General features: G+C 72.2%; 11 protein-coding genes. 6 read left to right on the top strand and 5 right to left on the bottom strand.

Annotated elements, in window-relative coordinates; translation table 11 throughout:
• Positions 1-47: 47 nt before the first annotated feature.
• Both ACHFIV_RS13810 and ACHFIV_RS13805 read left to right on the top strand, forming a co-directional pair.
• Positions 48-10,970, top strand: coding sequence for an amino acid adenylation domain-containing protein (locus tag ACHFIV_RS13810; RefSeq protein ID WP_398967540.1), 10,923 nt, complete (start codon positions 48-50; stop codon positions 10,968-10,970).
• On the top strand, positions 10,957-12,657 hold the full coding sequence (locus ACHFIV_RS13805; RefSeq protein ID WP_398967537.1) for an ABC transporter ATP-binding protein: 1,701 nt from the start codon (positions 10,957-10,959) through the stop codon (positions 12,655-12,657). Before ACHFIV_RS13810 ends, ACHFIV_RS13805 begins: the two co-directional genes overlap by 14 nt.
• A gap of 141 nt (positions 12,658-12,798) precedes the next feature.
• On the opposite strand, the gene ACHFIV_RS13800 is transcribed toward ACHFIV_RS13805, so the two are convergent.
• The 4 genes from ACHFIV_RS13800 to ACHFIV_RS13785 form a co-directional block, all read right to left on the bottom strand.
• A complete protein-coding gene (locus ACHFIV_RS13800; RefSeq protein WP_398967534.1) occupies positions 12,799-13,917 on the bottom strand; it encodes an alpha/beta hydrolase-fold protein in 1,119 nt (372 codons plus the stop codon).
• 50 nt (positions 13,918-13,967) lie between these two features.
• A complete protein-coding gene (gene argB, locus ACHFIV_RS13795) occupies positions 13,968-14,846 on the bottom strand; it encodes an acetylglutamate kinase (RefSeq protein WP_398968209.1) in 879 nt (292 codons plus the stop codon).
• Between the two features lie 375 nt (positions 14,847-15,221).
• Complete coding sequence (locus ACHFIV_RS13790) at positions 15,222-15,605, bottom strand: VOC family protein (protein ID WP_398967532.1); 384 nt, start codon at positions 15,603-15,605, stop codon at positions 15,222-15,224.
• Between the two features lie 54 nt (positions 15,606-15,659).
• Entirely contained in the window at positions 15,660-16,010 is a 351-nt protein-coding gene (locus ACHFIV_RS13785) for a hypothetical protein (protein ID WP_398967530.1), read from the bottom strand.
• A gap of 295 nt (positions 16,011-16,305) precedes the next feature.
• Here ACHFIV_RS13785 and ACHFIV_RS13780 point away from each other — a divergent pair, with 295 nt between their 5' ends.
• From ACHFIV_RS13780 to ACHFIV_RS13765, 4 genes are all read left to right on the top strand, one after another.
• Positions 16,306-17,067, top strand: a complete 762-nt coding sequence (locus ACHFIV_RS13780; RefSeq protein WP_398967528.1) for an IclR family transcriptional regulator — start codon at positions 16,306-16,308, stop codon at positions 17,065-17,067.
• 167 nt (positions 17,068-17,234) lie between these two features.
• Positions 17,235-18,614 (top strand): alpha-amylase family protein, encoded by a 1,380-nt coding sequence (locus ACHFIV_RS13775; protein WP_398967525.1) that lies wholly within the window; start codon positions 17,235-17,237, stop codon positions 18,612-18,614.
• Positions 18,615-18,753: 139 nt separating this feature from the next.
• Positions 18,754-19,689 (top strand): adenosine kinase, encoded by a 936-nt coding sequence (locus ACHFIV_RS13770; RefSeq protein ID WP_398967523.1) that lies wholly within the window; start codon positions 18,754-18,756, stop codon positions 19,687-19,689.
• 165 nt (positions 19,690-19,854) lie between these two features.
• Entirely contained in the window at positions 19,855-20,745 is an 891-nt protein-coding gene (locus tag ACHFIV_RS13765) for an endo alpha-1,4 polygalactosaminidase (RefSeq protein WP_398967521.1), read from the top strand.
• A gap of 194 nt (positions 20,746-20,939) precedes the next feature.
• Here the strand turns inward: ACHFIV_RS13765 and ACHFIV_RS13760 are convergent, their stop codons facing one another.
• Positions 20,940-22,205: an arginine deiminase gene (locus tag ACHFIV_RS13760; protein WP_398967518.1), complete on the bottom strand. Its 1,266-nt coding sequence runs from the start codon at positions 22,203-22,205 to the stop codon at positions 20,940-20,942.
• Positions 22,206-22,279: the final 74 nt, after the last annotated feature.

Genomic DNA, 22,279 nt, shown 5'->3' with positions numbered 1-22,279 from the left:
GGTCGAGATCGGTCCAGCTCGTACCGTGGAAGGACGATGAGTCATCGATGACGGATCCCACTGCTCGTTCCGTGCTGCTCTCTCCCACGGACCTGGACGGCATACGCCGGCGCACCGGTGACTACGACGACAGGACCATCGCCGGGGCGTGCGCCGTCGGGCTGTCCTACTGGGCGACCGGTCACAGTCCCGACGGTATCGACCTCACCTCCGGCACCCTGTTCGCCGACGTCCTCCGATGGGTCGGCAACGGTGGTCCGGTGACCGCCGGATGGGGGGTCGGCGCCGACGGCCGGACCATCCTGGTCCCCGAAGGCGTCCTCCCGGCCCAGGCCCAGCTGGCCTTGGACGACCTCGCCGACTTCCCGGACCGGCCCCTCGGCACCATCGGCCCCGTCGGGGCCGCGGCGAGGATCAGAGCGCTGACCGAGTGGAACGACACCGAGGCCGACCGCGTCCGGCCCACGGTCGTGCAGATGTTCCGCGAGCAGGCCCGGACCAGGCCGGACGCCGTCGCGATCGTCGACGAGCACCGGTCACTGACCTACCGTGAGGCAGCGGAACGCGCGAGTCAGCTGGCCCACCACCTGACCGGACGCGGGATCACCGCCGAGCAGGTCGTCGGCATCTCGCTGGACCGCTCGGCCGACATGGTGATCGGGCTGCTCGCCGTGCTCCAGGCCGGGGGAGCGTTCGTTCCGCTCGACCCGCGGTGGCCGGCCGCGCGCCGAGCCGCCGTCATCGAGGACGCCCGGGTCGTGTTGCAGCTCAACGCTTCCGGGGAGCAGCCGGAGGGCGAACCCGAAGGCGTGGCCGTCGACCTCGGGGCCTGGCGATACGCCTCCTGCCCGGCCGGGGGGAGCGAGGCCGCCGTTCCCGGTGCCGCCCTGGCCTACGTGATTTTCACGTCCGGTTCGACGGGCCGGCCCAAGGGCGCCATGATCCGCCACGAAGCGATCAGCGAGCGCCTGCTGTGGCAGTCCGAGGAGATACTCGGCTTCGGTCACGACGACGTCTCGCTGTTCAAGGCCCCCCTGTCCTTCGACATCTCCGTCAACGAGATATTCCTGCCCCTGGTGCGCGGCGGCAGGCTGGTGGTCCTGCGGCCCGGGGGCGAACGCGACCCCCACCACCTGCTGAGCGTGCTGTCCGAACAGCGGGTCACCTTCACCTACCTGGTGTCGTCCATGCTGGACGTCCTCCTGGACATGGCGGGCGACTCCGGGCGACTGGACAGCCTGCGGCACGTGTGGTGCGGCGGCGAGGTACTGACCCCGGAACTGTACGAGCGTTTCCGCACCCGGCTCGACATCCCCATGTACCACGGCTACGGTCCGGCCGAGACCACGATCGGGGTCTCGCACGTCGTCTACCGAGGCGCGGCGGAACGCCTGTCGACGTCGATCGGCAAGGCCAACCCCAACACCCAGCTGTACGTGCTCGACGAAGAACTGCGCCCGGTCCCGGTCGGCGTCGGCGGCGAGCTGTACGTGGGCGGGTTCCTCCTGGGGCGCGGGTACGTCAACGCACCCGGCCTGACGGCGTCCCGGTTCGTGGCGAACCCCTTCGCCGGGGACGGTTCCCGGCTGTACCGGACCGGCGACCTCGCGCGGTTCGCCCCGGACGGCTCGCTGGACTTCCTCGGCCGTGCCGACAACCAGGTCAAGATCCGCGGCATGCGGCTGGAGCTCGAGGACGTCGAGACGGGCCTCGCGGAGCACCCCTCGGTACGGCACACCTGCGTCGTCGCGAAGAAGAACACGGCGGGCGGCACCTACCTGGTCGGTTACGTGATCCCGGCGCTTCCCGGCGAGGAGCTGCGCGGCGACGAGGTCAAGGCGTGGGCCGCCGAGCACATGGTGGAGTACATGGTGCCCGCCCACATCGTCGTACTGAAGGAGTTCCCGCTCACCGCGAACGGCAAGCTCGACCGTGGAGCACTCCCCGAGCCGGGAACCGGGTCAGGCCCGCTCGTCCCGGCCGCCACGGAGAACGAGCGCGCGGTGTGCGCGGCGGTCGCCACCGTGCTGGGGCTGCGCGAAGTCGGCGTCGACCAGGACTTCTTCAGGCTCGGCGGCGACAGCATCCTCGCCATCTCGCTCCTGAGCACGCTGCGCGGCGCCGGGCTCTACGCCACCGCGCAACAGATCTTCACCCACAGCGTCGTGGGAGCCCTGGCGGCTGTCCTGAGCCGGGAGGACGTCGCCACGCCGGAACACGGCGACGTGGCGACCGGCACCGTCGTCGGCTCGCCGATCGTGCAGTGGCTCGGCGCGACGACGGACGCGATCGACGGGTTCGTGCAGTCGGTGGTGCTGAACACCCCCGCCGGCCTGACCCCCGGCTCCCTCGACACGGTTCTCGCGGCTCTGACCACGCGGCACGACATGTTGCGGGCCGTCCTCGTGCGTGACGGCCGCTGGGGTTTCGACATCCCGGAGGCGGGCGGCGCGGACGCGGTATGGCAGGAGAGCGATCTGCCGCTCGACGACTGTGTCGCCCTCGCCACCGCGGGGCTCGACCCGGACCGCGGTGCCATGCTGCGCGCGGTCTGGCGACGCGAGGCACGGCAGCTGGTCGTGGTCGTCCACCACGTGGTCGTGGACGGCGTGTCCTGGCGGATCCTCATGGAGGACATGGCCACCGCCTGGCGGCAGTTGTCGGCCGGAGTGCCGGTCGAGCTGCCTTCCGTGGGCACCTCGTTCCGACGCTGGACACTGGCGCTGCGGGACGCGGACTTCGAGCAGGACCGCGAGGCCTACCGGCGTCCCCTGCCGGCCGTGGACGAACCGGTGGGCAGACGTGCGCTGTGTGAGGACGACACCGTCGCCCGGGAACGGACCCGGACCGTCGCGGTGGGCCCCGAGGTCACGGCCGCACTGCTGGGCGAGATCCCCGGCAGGTTCCACGCCGGTGTCAACGACGTGCTGCTGACCGCGCTCGCCGTCACCCTCGCCCGGTGGCGCCGCGACCTGGGGCAGCACCAGACCTACGCGCACATCGAGCTCGAGGGGCACGGCCGCGAAGGACGGTTCGTGGCGGAGGCGGCTGGTTTCGAACCCGAACTCTCCCGGACCGTCGGGTGGTTCACCACTCTGTACCCGGTGGTCGTGGACCCCGGCGCGGCGGCGGATCCCACTGATCCCTCCTACCTGGCCGCCGCGCTCAAGGCGGTCAAGGACGATCTCGCCCGGGTGCCGCGCAACGGGCTGTCCCACGGTGTCCTGCGGTACCTGACGGACACCGGGCTGGACGGGCCGGCCCCGCAGGTGCTCTTCAACTACCTGGGCCGTTTCGACTCGGGCACGTCGGAGGACTGGCAGCTGGCCGGCCCGGCCGGACAACTGGGGGAGAGGCGCGACCCGCGGATGCGCCTGCCGCGCGCCCTGGAATTCAACGCGATCGCCGAACCGTCCCCAGGCGGGGGACACGAGCTGGTCACCACCCTCTCGTGGCCCGACGGGATGTTCACCGACGACGACATCACGGCCATCGGCGCGTACCTGCGCCAAGCCCTCACCGGGCTGGCCGCACTCGACCAGGGTGGCCACTCGCCCGGCGACTTCCCCCTGGTGCCGCTCACGCAGACCGACGTCGACGCCTTGGACGGCCCGGCGCTGCGGGACATCCTTCCGCTGACCCCGTTGCAGGAGGGCCTCTACTTCCACTCGGTCTTCGACGACGACTCGGCGGGCAGCTACGTCGAGCAGCAACTGCTCACGCTGGAAGGCGAGGTGGACCCCGCCCGGCTGGCCGCCGCGGCGACCCGGCTGCTCACGCTGTACCCGAACCTGGCGGCGCGGTTCGTCGCCCTCGCCGACGGCCGGGTCGTCTCCGTGCTGGAGAACGGGGTCCGGGTGCCCTTCACCACCCTGGACCGCCCCGGCATCACCGGGACCGAGATCCGCGACCACGCCGAGCGGGACCGCCGGGCCGGGTTCGACCTGGCCACGGGTCCTCTGATGCGCTACACCCTCATCCGCGCGGGATCCGGCAGGAGCGTCCTGGTGCAGACCGTGCACCACATCATCGCCGACGGCTGGTCGGTGCCCCCGATGCTCCGCGCCCTGCTGGACGAGTACCACGCGCCGGGCACCCTGTACGAGCTCGGCGGCTTCCCCGACTACGTACGCCGCCTCGCCGGACTCGACGACGCCGCGAGCGACCGGGTCTGGCGCGAGCAGCTCGCCGGCCTTCCGGGCCCCTCCCTGGTCGCCGAGGGCCACATCCCGTCCGACCGCTTCACGGACACCGCCGTCGAGCCCGATGAGGACATCGACGCGGCCGTCCGGGCCGCGGGCGTACCGCTCAGCGTGGCGGTGCACAGCGCCTGGGCGCTGGCACTCGGCGGCATCCTGGGCAGCACGGACGTCGTGTTCGGCTCCACGGTGTCCGGTCGCGACGCGGATGTGCCCGGCATCGAGGACATGGTGGGCCTGTTCATCAACACGATCCCCCTGCGCGCCCGCTGGACCGAAGGCACGACGGCCCGCGACCTGCTCGCCTCCGTGCGGGACCACCGGAGCGCGGTGCTGGCGCACCAGCACGTCTCCCTGGCGAGGATCGGCCGCCAGGCCGGCGGCGGCGCCCTGTTCGACACCTTGGTGGTCTTCGACGTCGCGACCGACGTGGGCGCCCTGGCGCGCCCCGGCCACGACGTGGTCATCACCGGCATCGTGAACGAGGGCGCCCCCCACTACCCGCTGACCCTGGTGGTCGAGCGCACACCCGCGGGCCGCCCCCGCTTCACCCTGATCCACGACGGCGAACTGCTGCGCGGGGCGGGCGCCAGAGCGGTCCTCAGCACGTTCACCCGGATCCTCACCGGCCTGCTCACCCGGCCGGACGCCCCCGTGCGCGACCTGACGTCCGAGGACGCCCGGCGCCCCGCGCGGATCGAGCCGACGACCCTGGGCGGACTGTTCGACGCGGCGGCTCACCGCGCCCCCGAGGCCCCCGCCGTCACCCACTGCGCACTCGACGGCGGCACCAGGTCCCTGACGTACGGGGAACTGGCGGTCGCGAAGGAGGAGCTGGCCTCGGCCCTGCGCGCGGCGGGCGTCGGTCCGGGCACACGCGTCGCCGTCGCCGTCCCACGGTCCGTGCAGCAGGTCGTCGCACTGGTCGCGGTCGTCAGCGCGGGCGGCGCGTACGTACCCCTCGACCTCGCCTACCCGGACGAACGGCTGGAGTACGTCCTCACCGACGCCGCTCCGCAGGTCGTCCTCGTGGACCGTGACGAGCGGGAGCGCTTCACGCGGCTGCTGAGCCGGGCAGGGGTGCCGGCCCGCGTGCTCGCGCTGGGGGACGACAAGCCCCCGGCCGGACAGCCGGCGGCTGCCGCCGCGCGGGCCGGATGGCACGACCCGGCGTACGTGATCTACACGTCCGGATCGACCGGCAGGCCCAAGGGCGTGGTGGTCCCGCACTCCGCCGTCGTGACGCTGCTCGCGAACACCCGGCCCGGCATGGGATTCGGACCCCACGACGTGTGGGTCCAGTTCCACTCCTACTCCTTCGACTTCGCGGTCTGGGAGCTGTGGGGCGCGCTCGCGCACGGAGGCGAGCTGCTGGTGCCGGAGTACGCGCTGACCCGCTCCCCGGTCGACTTCCACCGGCTGGTCCGCGAGCGCGGAGTCACCGTGCTCAACCAGACCCCCTCCGCCTTCTACCGGTTCATCGAGGCCGACCGGCAGGACGGCCGGCCCCTCCCCGCGCTGCGGCGCGTCATCCTCGGCGGCGAGACGCTGGACCCCGCACGACTGCGTACCTGGGTGGAGCGGCACGGCACCGCCTCGCCCGAGCTGGTCAACATGTACGGCATCACCGAGACCACGGTCCACGTCACCCACCGGGTACTCACCGACGAGGACTTCGGCCACGACGTCAGCCCCGTGGGCGGTCCGATCCCCGGACTCACGACCTACCTGCTCGACGAGCGGCTCGCGCCCGTGCCGCCGGGCCGGGTGGGCGCCATCTACGTCGCCGGTGACCAGGTGTCGCTCGGCTACCTGGGACGGCCCGGTCTCACCGCGGGCCGGTTCGTGGCGGACCCGTTCGCAGGCGACGGATCGCGCATGTACCACACGGGCGACCTCGCCCGCCGCACCCTCGACGGCGAGCTGCAGTTCGCCGGCCGCGCCGACGACCAGGTGCAGCTCAAGGGGTTCCGCATCGAGCCCGCCGAGGTGGAGTCCGCGATCAGGGAACTCGACGGGGTGACCGACGTGGCCGTCACCGTCGCCGGCAGCGGTGACCACCTGGTCGCGCACCTCGTGGGCAGGGTGCCGGGCGACCTCACCGAGCGCCTGTCCGCGAAGCTGCCCCCGCACATGGTTCCGGGCCGGGTCCTCCTGGCGGAGGCGCTGCCGCTGACGGTCAACGGCAAGCTGGACCGCAAGGCACTGACCGAGCGCGCCGCCAGGGCCGAAGCCCCGGACCCCGCGAGCGACTCCGCAGCCGAGGTCCCCGGCACCTTCGGTGGCTCCGCGCTCGACGCCCTGACCGGCATCTTCGCGGAGACACTGCCCGGCTCCGGGCCCGTGGACGGTGACACCGACTTCTTCCGGGCCGGGGGCGACAGCATCGTCGCCATCACGGTGATCAACCGGGCCCGGGCGCTCGGCCTCTCGGTCGCGCCACGGGACGTGTTCCTGTTCAGGACACCGCGTGCGCTCGCCGGACAACTCGCCTCACGGACACCGCGGGCCGCCGCGCCCGACCCGGCCCCCCGTGGGGACGGCCCGCTGGCGCCCACGCCCATCATCCTGCGCCAGCGGGAACTGGGCGGCCCGCTCGCCCGGTTCGCCCAGGCCAGGACGCTGGTCGCGGCCGAGGGAACCGCGTACACCGACGTCGTGCGCGCTGCGAACACCCTCGTGGCCGCGCACCCGGTCCTCCGGCTGCGCCTGCGCGTCGACCACGGCGTCTGGGCTCTGCGCACCGAGCCGCTCCGGAACGTCCACGTGCTCCGGACGGACACCACCGACGCGACGGCCGCGGCGGACGAGGCGGCCGGCCGCCTCGATCCGGAAACCGGCGACGTAATCGCGTTCACGTGGCTGGCCCCGGCCCACACCCTCGTCGTCACGGTGCACCACCTCGCCGTCGACTCCGTGTCCTGGCTGATCCTGCTGGAGGACCTGGCCACCGCACTGAGCGGGGCGGCACTGCCGCCGCCGACCACCTCCTACGCCGAGTACGCGGACGCCCTCGGTTCCCGGCCCGGCCAGGCGACCGACGACCTGGGCCACTGGATCGACACCCTCCAGGCGCCACCGCTGCTGCCCGCGGTCGGACGTCTGCGCGCGACCACGGTCGTGCTCGCACCGGAGGTGAGCGTCCGGGTGACGCGTACCGCGCCCGCAGCACTCGGCATCGGTCCGACGGAACTCCTGTGCGGCGCGCTCAGGGTCGCGCTGACACACGTCCAGCCCTCGCCCGGCGATCTCGCCGTCGAGCTGGAACGGCACGGCCGGGTGCCGGCGCTGGAACACCACGACTACACCCGCACGGTCGGCTGGTTCACCTCCATAGCCCCGGTGCGGCTCACCGCGCACACCGACCCCGTCGCAGCGGCCCGCGAGGTCGCCGAACGCCAGCCCGACGAGCACGGGCACGTCGCGTACGGCCGGCTCAGGTACCTCGACCCGCAGACGGCGCCGCTGCTGACGGCCCGCCCACAGGTGTTGTTCAACTACCTCGGCAGGGGAAGCGAGTCGCAGGCGGTGCACATCACCGACGGGCACCGCAGCAGCCCGTACGCCGTCGAGGTCAACGCGTGGACCGACGCGGCCACCGGAAGCCTGCACGCGGCCTTCACGCTCGCCGACGGCATCCCCGACGAGGTGACCGCTCACTGGCGGCGGGCACTCGAACGCGTCGCGGACGCCTCCGCCACAGCCGAGCGCACGGCACCCGTGACCCCGCTGCAACGGGGCCTGTTCTTCCAGGCCCAGATGACCGGTCCGGCCGGACACTACGTCGCACAGAGCTACTTCGCCTTCGACCGGCGGCTCGACCCCGACGCACTGGCCCGGGCGATGGAGTGCGTCATCACCAGGCACCCGGTCGTGGGCGCCGGCTTCACCACCGACGACGACGGCAATCCCGTGCAGGTCCTCGCACCTGGACGGCGTGTAGACGTCCGTACGGTCGAGTTGGCGACGGACACCGAGGTCGAAGCCCTGCGTGCCCGGGACCGCGACACGGGGTTCGACCCGGCAGAGCCGCCGCTGCTCCGGATGACCGTCGTACGTCTGCCGGGCGGGCGCGACGGCCTGCTGCTGAGTTACCACCTGCTGCTGTGGGACGGCTGGTCCCGCGAGATCCTCCTGCGGGACCTGTTCGAGGCCTACCGGGCAGTACTGGCGGGCGACGTTCCGGACGCGGCCCCGGCGGCACCGAGCTTCGAGGACCACGCACGGGCCCTCGACGCCAGGGACACCGCGGTGTCCGAGCGCTTCTGGGCGGACCACCTGGCAGGTCTCACCGGTCCGACGCTTCTCGCCGGCCCGGAGCCCACATTCGCGGACGGCCGGCCCCAGGCACTCGTGCACACGCTGTCCGTCGAACAGTCGGACCTGCTGAGGGAGGCGGCGAAGGCGCACGGCGTCACGTTGAACACGGTGCTGACCGGCGCCTTCGGCCTCCTGCTGGGCGCCCGCACGGGCCGCAGCGACGCCGTGTTCGGCGTGACCGTCTCCGGCCGGGAGGGCGAGGGGCTGTCCGGCATCGTGGGGGTGCTCCTCAACACCGTGCCCATGTGGACGCGGGCCCGGCCGGGCGACACGGTCCAGGAGTACCTCGCCGCCGTCCAGGAGGCCAGAGTCGAGGCGATGGAGCACGAGCACCTGGGGCTCGGTGAGATCCAGCGGGCGAGTGGACACGGGAGCCTGTTCGACAACCTGTTCGTGCTCCAGAACTTCCTGGACATGGACGCGTTCGCCGAGATGAACGCCAGGCACGGCATCACGGCGGTGCGGGCCGACGACTCGACGCACTACCCGTTCACCTGGGTCGTCACACCCGGTGACCAGCTCACGGTCAAGCTGGAGCACCGCGACGACGACCACCGCGGAGCCCGCCGTCTCGTCGACGACTACCTGCGCGTGCTCGAGGACCTGGCCCGGACGACCGGCCCCGTCGGCGCGCTCGGCGGCCTCGGCCCCGAACCCGGGACCTCCGTGCGCACGGACATCGGCACGGACACGGTCGTCGACCGGTTCGACCGGGCGGCTGACCGGGACCCGCAGCGGGTCGCCCTCGTCGCCCACGGTTCGGTCATGACCTTCGCGCAGCTCCGCGACCGCAGCCGCGACGTGGCCGGCGTACTGGCCCGACGTGCCATCGGCCCGGAGAAGACGGTCGGCCTCGCGCTCCCCCGCTCCCTCGACTCCATCGTGGCGCTGTTCGCCGTGCTGCGGACCGGAGCCGCGTACGTACCGCTGGAGCTGGACCACCCGGACGAGCGGATCGCCTCGATCGTCGTCGCGGCACGCCCGGACGTGATCCTCACGGTGAGCGCGGTGGCACCCCGGCTGACCGGCGATCTGATCGAACTCGACCGGCCCCTGCCCGGGGCCGAACCGTACGTGACGTTCGCGCGGGACGCCCCGAACCGCCTGCGGCACCCCGCGTACACGATCTACACCTCGGGATCGACCGGGAAGCCCAAGGGCGTGGTGACCGAGTACGCCGGCCTCACCAACATGCTGATCAACCACCAGCGCCGTATCTTCGAGCCGGTTCTCGCGGAACACGGACACCGGACGTTCAGGATCGCGCACACCGTGTCGTTCGCGTTCGACATGTCCTGGGAGGAACTGCTGTGGCTCGCCGACGGCCACGAGGTGCACATCTGTGACGAGGAGTTGCGCCGTGACGCTCCCAGGCTGGTCGAGTACTGCGCCGAGAACAGGATCGACGTCATCAACGTGACCCCGACCTACGCTCAGCAACTGGTCGCCGAAGGCCTGCTCGACGACCCCGCACGGCGTCCGGCGCTGGTGCTGCTCGGCGGGGAGGCCGTCACCCCCACGCTGTGGCAGCGGCTCGCGGAGACCGAGGGGACGGCCGGTTACAACCTGTACGGCCCCACCGAGTACACCATCAACACACTCGGCGTCGGCACGTTCGAGTGCCAGGACCCGGTGGTGGGCGTGCCGATCGACAACACCGACGTGTACGTCCTGGACCCGTGGCTGAGGCCGCTGCCGGACGGCGTGCCCGGAGAGCTGTACGTGGCCGGCATCGGCATCGCGCGGGGATACCTCGGGCAGCCGGCCCGGACCGCGGACCGGTTCGTGGCGTGCCCGTTCGGTGCGCCCGGCGAGCGCATGTACCGGACCGGTGACCTGGTGGCCCGGCGTCCCGACGGGAACCTCACCTACCTCGGCCGCACGGACCAGCAGGTGAAGATCAGGGGCCACCGGGTCGAACTGGGCGAGGTCGAGGCCGCGTTCGCCGCGCACCCGGCGGTGCGGTTCGTGGCCGCGGTCGCCCAGCCCGACCCCCAGGTCGACGGCACGTACCGGCTGGCCGCCTACCTCGTGCTGAGCGGCTCCGGACTGGCGGCGGTCGCCGCCGAAGTGGGGGGAGGACTGCCGGACTTCCTGCGACCGACGCACTACGCCCAGGTCGACGCGATCCCGCTGACCGTGAACGGGAAGGCCGACACCGGCGCGCTGCCGGAGGCCAAGCCGCTGGGCGTGCTCACCACAGGCGGCGAGCGCGGCCCGGAGACCGCGACCGAGAGAGCCGTCTGCGAGTTCTTCGCCGAGGCGCTCGACCTGGACGACGACGAGGTGAGCGCGGTGAGCGACTTCGTGTCCCTGGGCGGGCATTCCATGCTGGCGGTGCGGCTGACCGGGCTGCTCCGCCGGGAGTACGGTCCAGTGGTCACGATCCGTGACCTGCTCACCCTTCGAACCCCGGAAGCGATTGCCCGCCACCTTGATGACAACACCTGACGTGCGACGGCCCCGCCCCGGGGCCGACATCCTCCGGACCGCACTGCGCCGCAACGCGGGCGCCGTGGTCCGGGGCACCGTCCTCATGGGCCTGTACCAGGCGGGCGAGACCGCCTTCCCCATCGCGCTCGGCCTCATCGTCGAACACACGATGAGGGACCGGAGCGCCGGCTCGCTCGCGACGGCGATCGCCGCTCTCGCCGTGATCATCACGACCGTCTCGCTGTCGTGGCGTTTCGGGATGCGTGTCCTGCAGAAGGCCAACACCACCGAGGCGCACCACTGGAGGGTGCGCGTCGCGGCCGCCGGGCTGCAGCCCGTGGCCAGGGACGTCGACCTGAAGTCCGGCGAGATACTCACCATCGCCACCGAGGACGCCGACCAGACCGCCGACATCGTCGAGGTGGTGCCGCTGCTGATCAGCTCGCTGGTCGCGGTGGCCGTCGCGTCGGTCGCGCTCGGCCTGGCCGACCTCCGGCTCGGACTGCTGGTGATCGTGGGGACGGTGGCCATCCTGTCCGTCCTCAGTGTGATGTCCCGGCGCATCGGTTCGAGCACCCGTGAGCAGCAGGCGCGGGTGGCACGGGCGGGGGCCAAGGTCGCCGACCTGATCACGGGCCTGCGCCCGCTGCACGGTTTCGGCGGCAACCACGCGGCGTTCCTGTCCTACCGGGAAGTCAGCACGGAGGCGAAGCACCAGGCCGTCACCGTCGCCAGGGTGAACGGTGTGTACGCGGGCGCCGCGCTGGGCCTCAACGCCGTCCTCGCGGCCGTCGTCACCCTGACGGCGGGCTGGCTGGCGTACGGAGGGCACATCACGATCGGGGAGCTCGTGATGGCCGTGGGACTTGCGCAGTTCATCATGGAACCGCTCAAGATGTTCTCGGAGATGCCGAAGTACGTGATGATGGCACGCGCCTCGGCCGACCGGATGGCTCTGGTGCTTTCCGCGCCGCCGTCGGCGGCCCCGGGCCAGGGCCGTCCGGACGCAGGCGGAGACCTCGAGATCGACGGTGTCCGTCACGGGGCCCTGCGAGCAGTGACGTTCCGCGTGCGCGCGGGCGAGTTCGTGGCGGTCGCCGCCTACCAGCCACGCGCGGCGGCCGATCTCGCCTCGGTCCTGGGCGTCAACGTCCCGCCCCGGGCGTACGAGGGGGTGGTGCGGGTCGGGGGGCGCGAGATCACGGACCTGTCGGTGGAAGCCGTCCGCGAGCACATGCTGGTGAACCCGTACGACGGGGAGATCTTCGCGGGCAGCCTCCGCACCAACATCGATCCGTCGGGTACCAGCCGGATGGTCCCGGAGGCCGTGGAGGCCTCGCTCCTCACGGACGTCGTCGCCCTCCACCGCGAGGGGCTCGACCACGGCGTCCGCGACCGTGGCGCGAATCTCTCCGGAGGACAGCGCCAGCGCCTGTCCCTGGCCCGCGCCCTCGCCGCCGACTCCGACATCCTGGTGCTGCACGATCCCACGACAGCGGTCGACGCGGTGACCGAACAGCTCATCGCGCGGAACATCGCGAAACTGCGGAGGGGCCGCACCACCCTCGTGCTCACCAGCAGCCCCGCTCTCCTGGACGCCGCCGACCGTGTCCTGGTCCTCGACGACGGTGTCGTCACGGCGGAGGACACACACCGTCACCTCCTCGCGTCCGACGAGGACTACTGCAGGGCGGTGGCCCGGTGACCCGTCTCGGGGCCACCCGCTCCCGTCCCTGGCCGTGGCTCACGCGCTCACGCGGCGCGCGCCACGGCACCTGACGGCCCGCACGTGCCACCGGGTCCGGACGGCAGGCCGCGCACCTCAGGAGGGCCGGCCCGCCGTCCGTCAGGCGAGTGCCCAGGCCACATCCCTGAGCAGGGCGTGCCGCCACCCGGCCCGGTCGTGGTCCGACGCGGACCGTGAGACCCGCACGGTCGCGCCGGCCCGTCCGGCGAGAGTTTCGACCGGCTCGCAGTGGGGCAGCATGCGTGACTCGTGTTCCCCCACGTCGAACGCGACCCGCAGGCCGGAAAGATCGGGTCGCTCGCGCAGGCGGGCGGCGACGGCGCCACCGGCCGGACCGCCCAAGGGATCCGCCCGGTCCGCGGCACCGGGCGTCCACCAGAACGACGGTGACTGGCAGGCGACGCGTGAGACCAGCTCCGGGAACTCCAGTGCCGCGTACATCGCGCTCAGCCCGCCGAGGCTCTGTCCGGCGACCACCAGCGTGTCCGGGTCGGCCGGCACCCCGGACGCGGCGACGAGGGGCAGCAGTTCGTCCCGGACCGCTTCCCACAGTTCGGGTCTGCACCCGAACTCGGCCTTCCTGTCCTTGGACGGGAGGAAGACGAGGGTGACGGCGGGCATCTCGCCGGCGGCGACGGCCGAGTCGAAGGCGCTCATGGCCGGGTGCAGGTACAGCCAGTCGTCCCCGTCGAGCAACAGGACGACCGGCCCGCCACCGCCGACGGGGTGGATGCGCACGGTCCGCCGTCCGCCGATCCGCTCGCCTGCCCAGCGGATCCGCGCCGGTGGCACCGGCAGGACATCGGCTGGGCCGACCGCCGGCCAGTGCGGCTGGTGCGGTGCGTCGGGCGTCGCGGCGAGGGACCGGTCACCGCCCGCACCGACCGGGTTGAACGGGTCGGCGTACGCCGAGTCGTCCGTGAGGAACTGGTAGGTCACCCGCAGCCGGGGTGGCATGTGCACCTCGGCGTACCAGCAGTCGGTGTCACCCCACCGCAGCAGGGCCACGGGACCCGACCAGCTCTCGAAGCCGATGCGCGCCGGCGTCCCGCGCCAGAGGAACAAGGTCGACCAGCCGCCGTCGTCGGCGGGCACCGACGCGGGCGTCCGCGCCGCCGCCCAGAACTCGGCGGTGCCGGGGCGGCCCGGCAGCCCGTAGGCGACGAAGGGGTTCTCGCCACTGGCCGCGGCGCGGGCCTGTTCCGTCAGCCGGCGCATGTGTGTCTCCTTGTCAGAGGGGGGCGAGGGGGTGAGGGGGTGCCAGGTGATCACAGTCCGACGGGCGCTTCCGCCTCCAGGACCTCACGGTCACCGGCCGACCGGATGCGGCGGTCGCCCGTCCGGCCTGGCGTCCGCGAGGTGCTGGTGCCGTCGTGCCCGTCGTCGGGCACCACTGTGGTGCCGCGGCCCTCCTCGGCGAGGACGCCGCGCAGAACGGCGTGCGGCACGCGGCCGTCGAGCACGTGCGCGCTGCGCACACCGCCGCGGACGGCCCGCAGGCAGCCCTCCATCTTGGGCCGCATGCCGCTCTCCAGCTCCGGCAGCAGCCGCTGGAGTGCGTCGGCGGTCACACGCCGGACCACTGCGGTGCTGTGCGGCCAGTCCGAGTACAGCCCTTCCACGTCGGTGAGCATCACGAGACGCTCGGCGTCGAGGGCCACGGCCAGGGCCGAGGCGGCGAGGTCGGCGTTCACGTTGTAGACCTGGCCGTCCTCACCGCGCGCCACCGGAGAGACGACCGGGATGTGCCCCTGTTCCAGGTGCGCGCGCAGGACGCCCGGCCGCACGTCGACGACATCCCCGACGAGGCCGATGTCCACGGGGCGGCCGTCCACCCACGCGGGCCGCCGTACCGCCGTCATCGTGTGCGCGTCCTCGCCGGACAGGCCCACCGCGAGGGCCCCGTGGGCGTTGATGTGGCCGACCAGATCTCGCTGGACCTGCCCGGTCAGCACCATGCGCACCACCGTCATGGTCTCCGGCGTGGTGACCCGCAGGCCCGCCGTGAAGCGGGTCTCCAGGCCGAGGCGGCTGAGCATGGCGCTGATCTGCGGGCCTCCTCCGTGCACGACCACGGGGCGCAGGCCCGCGTGCCGCAGTTCCACGACGTCCCGCGCGAACGTCCGCTGCAGGCTCGAGTCGACCATGGCGTTGCCACCGAACTTGATGACGACCGTGCGGCCTCGCGGATCCTCCGGCCGGTGCGGCGCCCGGGTGGCCGGGTCGGCGCCGGAGTGTTCTGTGTCGGCCGGTCTCATCTCTGCCCTACCCCGTTCGAGAGCTGTGCGAGGGGGGCCGGTGGGACTCCACGGGCGATTCCCCTCCTGACGCGCACGCACCCTCATGTTCACTCCGGCACGTTAAGCTTAGGCTAACCTAAATCAAAGCCCTGTTGGCGTGAACTGGCCCATGAGCCAGCGCTGTTGGGTCGTCTCGCCGGCGCTGCGGGGTGGGCGGTGGGCGAGTCCGGGGCGCCGCGTCGCAGGCACCGCCGCACGGCTGTGACCAGGTGACACCGAACGTCAGGTGGGTGTCACGGCGCGGTCGGACTCGCTGCGCAGTACGCAGAACTCGTTGCCCTCGGGGTCGGCCAGGACGGTCCAGCCCGAGCCGTCGGCTTCCCGGCGATCGGCGACGACGACGGCTCCCAGGGCCAGCAGCCGCCCGACCTCTTCCTCGCGCGAGGTCTCCGGACGCAGACACAGATGGACACGGTTCTTCGCCGTCTTCGCTTCCGGCACCTGGTTGAAGTACAGCACCGGGCCCTCGGGCGGCGTCACCTGTGCTTCCGGGTCACCCGGACTGCTCCCCGGATCCAGTGCGCCCCCGGTCACCTCGCTCCAGAAGCGGGCCAGTCCATGGGCGTCCCCGCAATCGATCGCCACGTTCTGCACTGTCGAGACCATGCGCGGAAGCCTGCCTGAGTAGCCTGCGGACCGCTACCCGGCCGGCCGGGGTGTTCAGGCCGCTGCCTCGTAGGCGGCGCTGATGGCCATGTCGACGTGGGGGTGGACGACGAGCCGTGCCCCTCCGGAGGCGGCGTTGGCTTCCAGGAGGCGCCGGACCGGGGTGCTGGGGGTGGCGACGGACATCGGTACGCCCAGTTCCTCGCACTGGCGGTGGGCGCGCAGCACCGCACTGGCCGTCGCGGGGGTGGCCGCCGGATCACCGATGACCACGAGGACCGGAGCCGGCTGGTAGGCCCGCACGAACGCCGTGATCCCGGCAGCCAGTTCGGCCCGTCCGCCGATGCCCGGATCCTCCTGCACGGTGAGGACCAGGACACCACGGTCAAGTCTGTGGGACAGCATGACGACCTCCGCTTCCGGGCCCGCCGTCGGGCTCTGCTGCACTGGGTCTTCCCGCCCCGGCCGTTTCTCATGCGGACCCCGCACCCGCCGGCGGTCAAGGGCGGGCCGGTCAGGCCGGATCGCGTCACCTCAGGTGCGCCGAGTGGCTCAGCGTCCTTCGCTCCGACGCCCGCCCCGCCACCGCCAGCAGACCTGTCGGCGAAGGCGGTCGCTCCGTCGTCCAGCCGGAACGGAATCATGGGGGCGGGGCGCCGCACCACCAGCCCGGCCCCCGCGACACGACCGAGAGGACCCCGTGGCCGACCCCAAGAGCTACATCATCGAGTCTTTGGACACCGGACTGCGCCTCATGAGCCTCTTCCTCACCCATGACACGCTGTCGGTGACCGACGCCGCCAGAGAGCTGGAGGTGGCCCGCTCCACCGCGCACCGGGTGCTCAGCACCCTCGAGTCGCGTGGCTTCGCCACCCGGGACGCCTCGGGCCGGGGTTACTCCGCAGGGCCCGAACTGGTCACGCTGGGGCGTCCGGCGGGCTACGGACCCGAGATCAGGGCGCGCCTGCAGGTGGTGCTGGACGCGGCGGCCTCCGCCACCGGAGAGACGGTCGGCGTCGCCGCCCTGATCGGCGATCAGGTGATCATCACGGACGGACGGGAGTCGTCGCACTCCGTGCGTACCGTGCTGGAGGCAGGCCGCACACACCCCGCGCACGCGACGTCGGCCGGCAAGGTACTGCTCGCCCAGCTGGCCACGGAACAGGTGTGCGCCCTGTACCCGGAGGAACGACTGCCCGGCCTCACCGGCCGCACCCTGCTCTCCCGTACCGCCCTGCTGGCCGAGCTGGAAAGTGTCCGTGCCCTCGGCCGCGCCGACAGTCTCGGCGAGTCGGTACGGGGCATGCACACCGTCGCCGTGCCCCTCGCGGGCCACAGCTGGCGCGACCGGCTCGCCCTGATGGCCTCCATGCCGGCGGACCGGGGCGGTGAACCCGAGCTCGCCGGGCACGCCGCAGCACTGCGGACGGCGGCGGCACTCATGCCGTCGGCGTCCGCCTGACCCGCCCAGACCCCTCCCGTCCTTGCGCAAGGATCTGAAAGGAATTGCAGAACTGCTTGACGGCTGCACGGATCGAGCGGCAGGCTCCAGGACGTTCCCCCCACGGCAGCCTGGCGCGTGGCTGCCTTCGAGGGCACGTCCGTGCCCTGTCGTCGAAGGAGCCGCACATGCAGTACCGATTCCGTCTGATCGGCGGAACACTGGCCGGAGTCATGGCAGTCGGCGGTCTTGCCACGCTCGCCCCCTGGCAGTCGCAGGCGGCGCCGCCCGGCGACAAGTCCGTCACCGCCACCATGTTCGAGCGGCCGTACGCCGAGGTGGCGTCCGCCTGCACCAGTCGGCTCGGCCCCGCCGGCTACGGCTACGTGCAGGTGTCACCCGCCACCGAACACATCCAGGGCGACCAGTGGTGGACTTCCTACCAACCGGTCAGCTACAGGATCGCGGGCCGCCTGGGGGACCGGGACGCGTTCGCCGCCATGGTCAGGGCCTGTCACACCGCAGGCCTCAAGGTCGTCGCCGACGCGGTCGTCAACCACATGGCCGCCGGGTCGGGTACGGGTACGGGCGGGACGGCCTACACGAAGTACGCCTACCCCGGTCACTTCGAGGACGCCGACTTCCACACCTGCCGCACAGCCATCAAGGACTACACCAGCCGCGGCGACGTACAGAACTGCGAACTGGTGGGGCTGGCCGACCTGGACACCGGCAGGGAAGAGGTGCGGTCCACCATCGCCGCGTACCTCGACGACCTGCGCTCCCTCGGTGTCGACGGCTTCCGTGTCGACGCGGCCAAGCACATGGCGGCCGACGACCTGGCCGCCGTCAAGGCGAAGATGCGCGACCCGGGCTTCTGGGTGTCGGAGGTCATCCACGGAGGCGGCGAGGCCGTGCGGCCCGAGGAGTACACCGGGATCGGCGACGTGGACGAGTTCCGGTACGGAGCGCATCTCAAGAGCGCCTTCCAGGGCGGGGACATCGCCCAGCTGAAGTCCGTCGCCGACGGCAAGCTGAGCAGCGCCACCGCCCGCACGTTCGTCGACAACTGGGACACCGAACGCAACGGCTCGACGCTGACCTACAAGGACGGCGCGGCCTACACCCTCGCCAACGTCTTCATGCTCGCCTCGCCGTACGGTTCGCCGAACGTGTACTCGGGCTACGAGTGGTCCGACAAGGACGCCGGCCCGCCGAGCGGAGCCGACGGCTGGACGGACACACACGCCCAGCAGGCGATCACCGGCCTTGTCGGCTTCCGCAACGAGGTGGGCCCGGCCGAGCTCACCGACTGGTGGGACGACGGTGGCAGCGCGATCGCCTTCGGGAGGGGCGACAAGGGCTTCGTCGCCGTCAACAACGGGGACGGCCCCCTGACCGAATCCTTCACGACGTCCCTGCCCGGCGGCACCTACTGCAACGTCGCCGCGGCGTCCCCGGACGACTGCGACGGCGACACCGTCACGGTGGGCGACGACGGCACCCTCCAGGCCACGGTGCCGGCCCGCGCGGCGCTGGCGCTGCACACAGGGGCCCGAGCGGCCTGACCGCCCGGGAGACGGGCCCACACCGGCCGGCGACGCGCAGGACGGAGCACGCTCCGTCCTGCGCGTCCTGGACGGACCGGGCCACCGGGCCGAGCGACGACGCGTACCCATCCCTGAACCGAGAGGCTCCGACACCCTCATGCGCAAGCGAACCGACGTCCTCGTGCTGGGCGGCGCGGGCGTGGACACCATCGTGCACGTGCCCGAACTGCCCCTCCCCTTCGCCGACAGCTACATGATCCGGCCGGGCATCGAGACCCGCGCGGGCCAGAGCGGGGACTTCGTCGCGCTCGGGCTGCACACCCTCGGCCTGCGTACGCATCACCTGGACATGATCGGCGACGACCACGAGGGAGAGCTGGTCCGCGGATTCCACCAGGACCGGGGAATTCCGCTCACCGCGGTACCCCTGCCGGGCGGCACCAAGCGCGCGGTCAACCTCGTGGGCCCCGACGGCCGGCGGTTGTCGCTCTACGACGCCGCACGCTCGCACGACTCCGACAGGTTCGAGGAGTCGACGGTCCGTGAACTCGCCACCGCCACCCTCCACGCCCACGTCGTCATCACGCAGCCGTGCGCCCTCACGCTGCCGGTGCTCCGCGAGGCCGGGGTGAGCATCTCCACCGATCTCCACGACTGGGACGGTGCCGACCCCTACCACGAGGCCTTCGCCCTCCAGGCGGACATCGTCTTCCTGTCCACCACCGCACTGGCCGACCCCGAGCACACCATGCGGGACATCGCCGAACGGGGCAGGGCCCACGTCGTGGCGGCGACCGCCGGCGCCGAGGGATCCTACCTGCTGTACGACGGCGAACTGACGCACACACCCGCGGTCGCCCCGCCCGCCCCGGTGGTGGACTCCAACGGCGCCGGCGACGCCTACGCCTCAGGCTTCCTCCTCGGCCGGCTGACAGGTGAACACCCCCGGCGCTGCGCCCTCTACGGAGCCGTGGCCGGCGCCCACGCCTGCACGGTGCCCGCGACCCGCACCGACGCCATCGGCCGCGAGGAGCTTCTCGCCCGGGTCGCCGAGGTGGAGAAGGGGTGCGCGGCCGACGCGGCGCGCGGCTGACGGAGTCCCGCCTCGCGCGCCTGCACGAGCCCGCCACCAGCGGCGCGTGCGGGGCGGGGCCGGTGCCGCGCAGCAGCCGGCACACGGCCCCGGCGGAAGGGCCTCGGGAGCGGTGACGGAGGATACGTGGACCCCTACCGGATCTTCCTGACAACTGGAGTACGCGTGGCCGGCTCTGCCCGCTCCCTGTCCTTCCGCCGCAGGCGTGTGGTGGCCCGCATGGCGACGGGCATCGCCCACGCCCTCGCGGTGGGCCTTCTGGCGGGCTGTTCCGCCGCCGGGGGAGAGTCCGCGGAGGCCGGGCCGGAGCAGCGCGCGAAGCCCGCCGAGGTGCTCCTGCCGACGGCCGGAATGGGGTTCGACTACCAGATCGGCGGGGGCTACACGCCGTCCGACGGTGTGCGGGCGGTGTCCCGGGACCGGGAGGACGAGCCGGCCCGCGGCATGTACAACGTCTGCTACGTCAACGCCTTCCAGACGCAGCCAGGTGCGCTGGAGTGGTGGCAGGATACCCATCCCGGCCTGCTGCTGCGTGATGACGAGGGGGAGCTGATCATCGACGAGGGCTGGGACGAGGTCCTTCTGGACACGTCCACGGCCACGGGCCGCACCCAGCTCGCGGAGATCGTGGGGGAGTGGATCGACGGCTGTGCCGAGAGCGGCTTCCAGGCGGTGGAGCCGGACAACCTCGACTCCTTCGAGCGTTCCGAGGGCAGACTGACGAGCGCCCACAACGCGGCGTTCGCCCGGACGCTGGCCGCGCGGGCGCACAGCGACGGCCTGGCGATCGGACAGAAGAACACCACCGAGCTGCTCGCCGGGCACGCTTCGATCGGCTTCGACTTCGCGGTGACGGAGGAGTGCGCCCAGTTCGACGAATGCGGCGCGTACGCCGAGGCCTACGACGACCGGGTCTTCGCGATCGAGTACGAGGGAGAGGGCGAGGTGGGCTTCGAGGAGAGCTGTTCCGCCTGGGGCGACAGGCTCTCCCTCGTCCTGCGAGACCTCGATGTGCTCCCCGCGGGCGAGAGGGGCCACGTGTTCCGGCGCTGCTGAGCACGGGAGTCACCGGTGTCAGCGGTAGCGAGGAGTCCGACAGGTGGGACGCTCGGAGCCGGGTGCCGGGCACCTGTGAGCAGTCCCGGCCCCCGCCCGCCCGCTCACGCGGTCGGCAACGGGGGAGAAGGCCGCCGGACACGGTCTGCCGACGACCCCGGCCCCGGGGCCGGCCCCGCTCACGGACCGGGCCCTCAGAAGTCCACCGGCTCGCGGATGAGGGGGCAGGTCATGCAGTGCCCGCCGCCCCGGCCGCGGCCCAGCTCCGCGCCGACGATCGTGATGACCTCGACCCCCGCCGCGCGCAGCAGGTCATTGGTCTGTGTGTTGCGGTCGTAGGTGAAGACGACCCCAGGTTCGAGCGCGACGGCGTTGTTTCCGCTGTCCCACTGCTGCCGCTCGGATGCGTACACGTCACCCCCCGTCTCGATCACCCGCAGGGCGGACAGCCCCAGGCTCCTGGCCACGACGTCGGTGAACGGACGCGGGCCCTCGTCGACGACCTCCACGCCGGGTGACCGGTCGCTCGGGCGGAGCGAGAAGGTGTGGATCGCGTCCACGATCTTCGGGTAGACGGTGACGATGTCACGGTCGGCGAAGGTGAAGACGGTGTCCAGGTGCATCGCGGACCTCAGCTTCGGCATGGCGGCGACCACGACGTGGTCGGCGGCCCCCTGGGCGAACAGGGAGGCGGCGACCTGGGTGATGGCCTGCCGCGAGGTGCGTTCGCTCATGCCCATGAGGACGACTCCGTTCCCGACCGGCATGATGTCACCGCCCTCGAAGGTGGCCTGGCCCCAGTCGAGCTCGGGATCGCCCCACCACACCGTGCTGCCCGAGAAGTCGGGATGGAAGCGGTAGACCGCCTTCATCAGCAGCGTCTCGTCGTGGCGGGCGGGCCAGTACAGCGGATTGAGCGTCACCCCTCCGTACAGCCAGCAGGTCGTGTCGCGGGTGTAGAGCGTGTTCGGCAGCGGTGGCATCAGGTACTCGCGCGCCCCGGTCGACTCACGGGCGAGAGCGAGATAGCCGGACCGGTATGCGTCGGGCAGATCGGTGGTGGCCATGCCGCCGATCAGATAGTCGGCCAGCGCCCGGGGGGCCAGTGACTCCAGGAAGGCGCGAGCCGGGTCGACGAGTCCAAGGCCCACCTCATTCGCGGTGATCTTGCGGTCGAGCAGCCAGGACGTGGCCGCGGGGTCGGTCAGGGTGGCGGCCAGCAGATCGTGCAGCTCGACCACCTCGACGCCGGCCTGCTGGAGCTTGCCGACGAAGTCGGCGTGGTCCCGCTGTGCGTTGTCCACCCACATCACGTCGTCGAAGAGCAGTTCGTCGGCGTTGCTCGGGGTGAGCCGCCGGTGCGCGAGACCAGGTGCGCAGACCAGCACCTTGCGCAGCCTGCCGACTTCGGAATGGACGCCGTGCGGGGAAGCCGCGTCCGCCGCGGAGGGGGTCGTCATGTGGGCTGCCTTTCGCTGCGGGGCGGGTGGGCCCGCTCGTGGACGCGCGGGGTGGTGCCGGGAAACAGGGGGAG

The sequence above is a fragment of the Streptomyces sp. ALB3 genome, assembly GCF_044385685.1.
Lineage (GTDB): Bacteria > Actinomycetota > Actinomycetes > Streptomycetales > Streptomycetaceae > Streptomyces.
The sequence above is the reverse complement of the archived record's forward strand: the minus strand, read 5'-3'. Positions and strand labels throughout refer to the sequence as shown.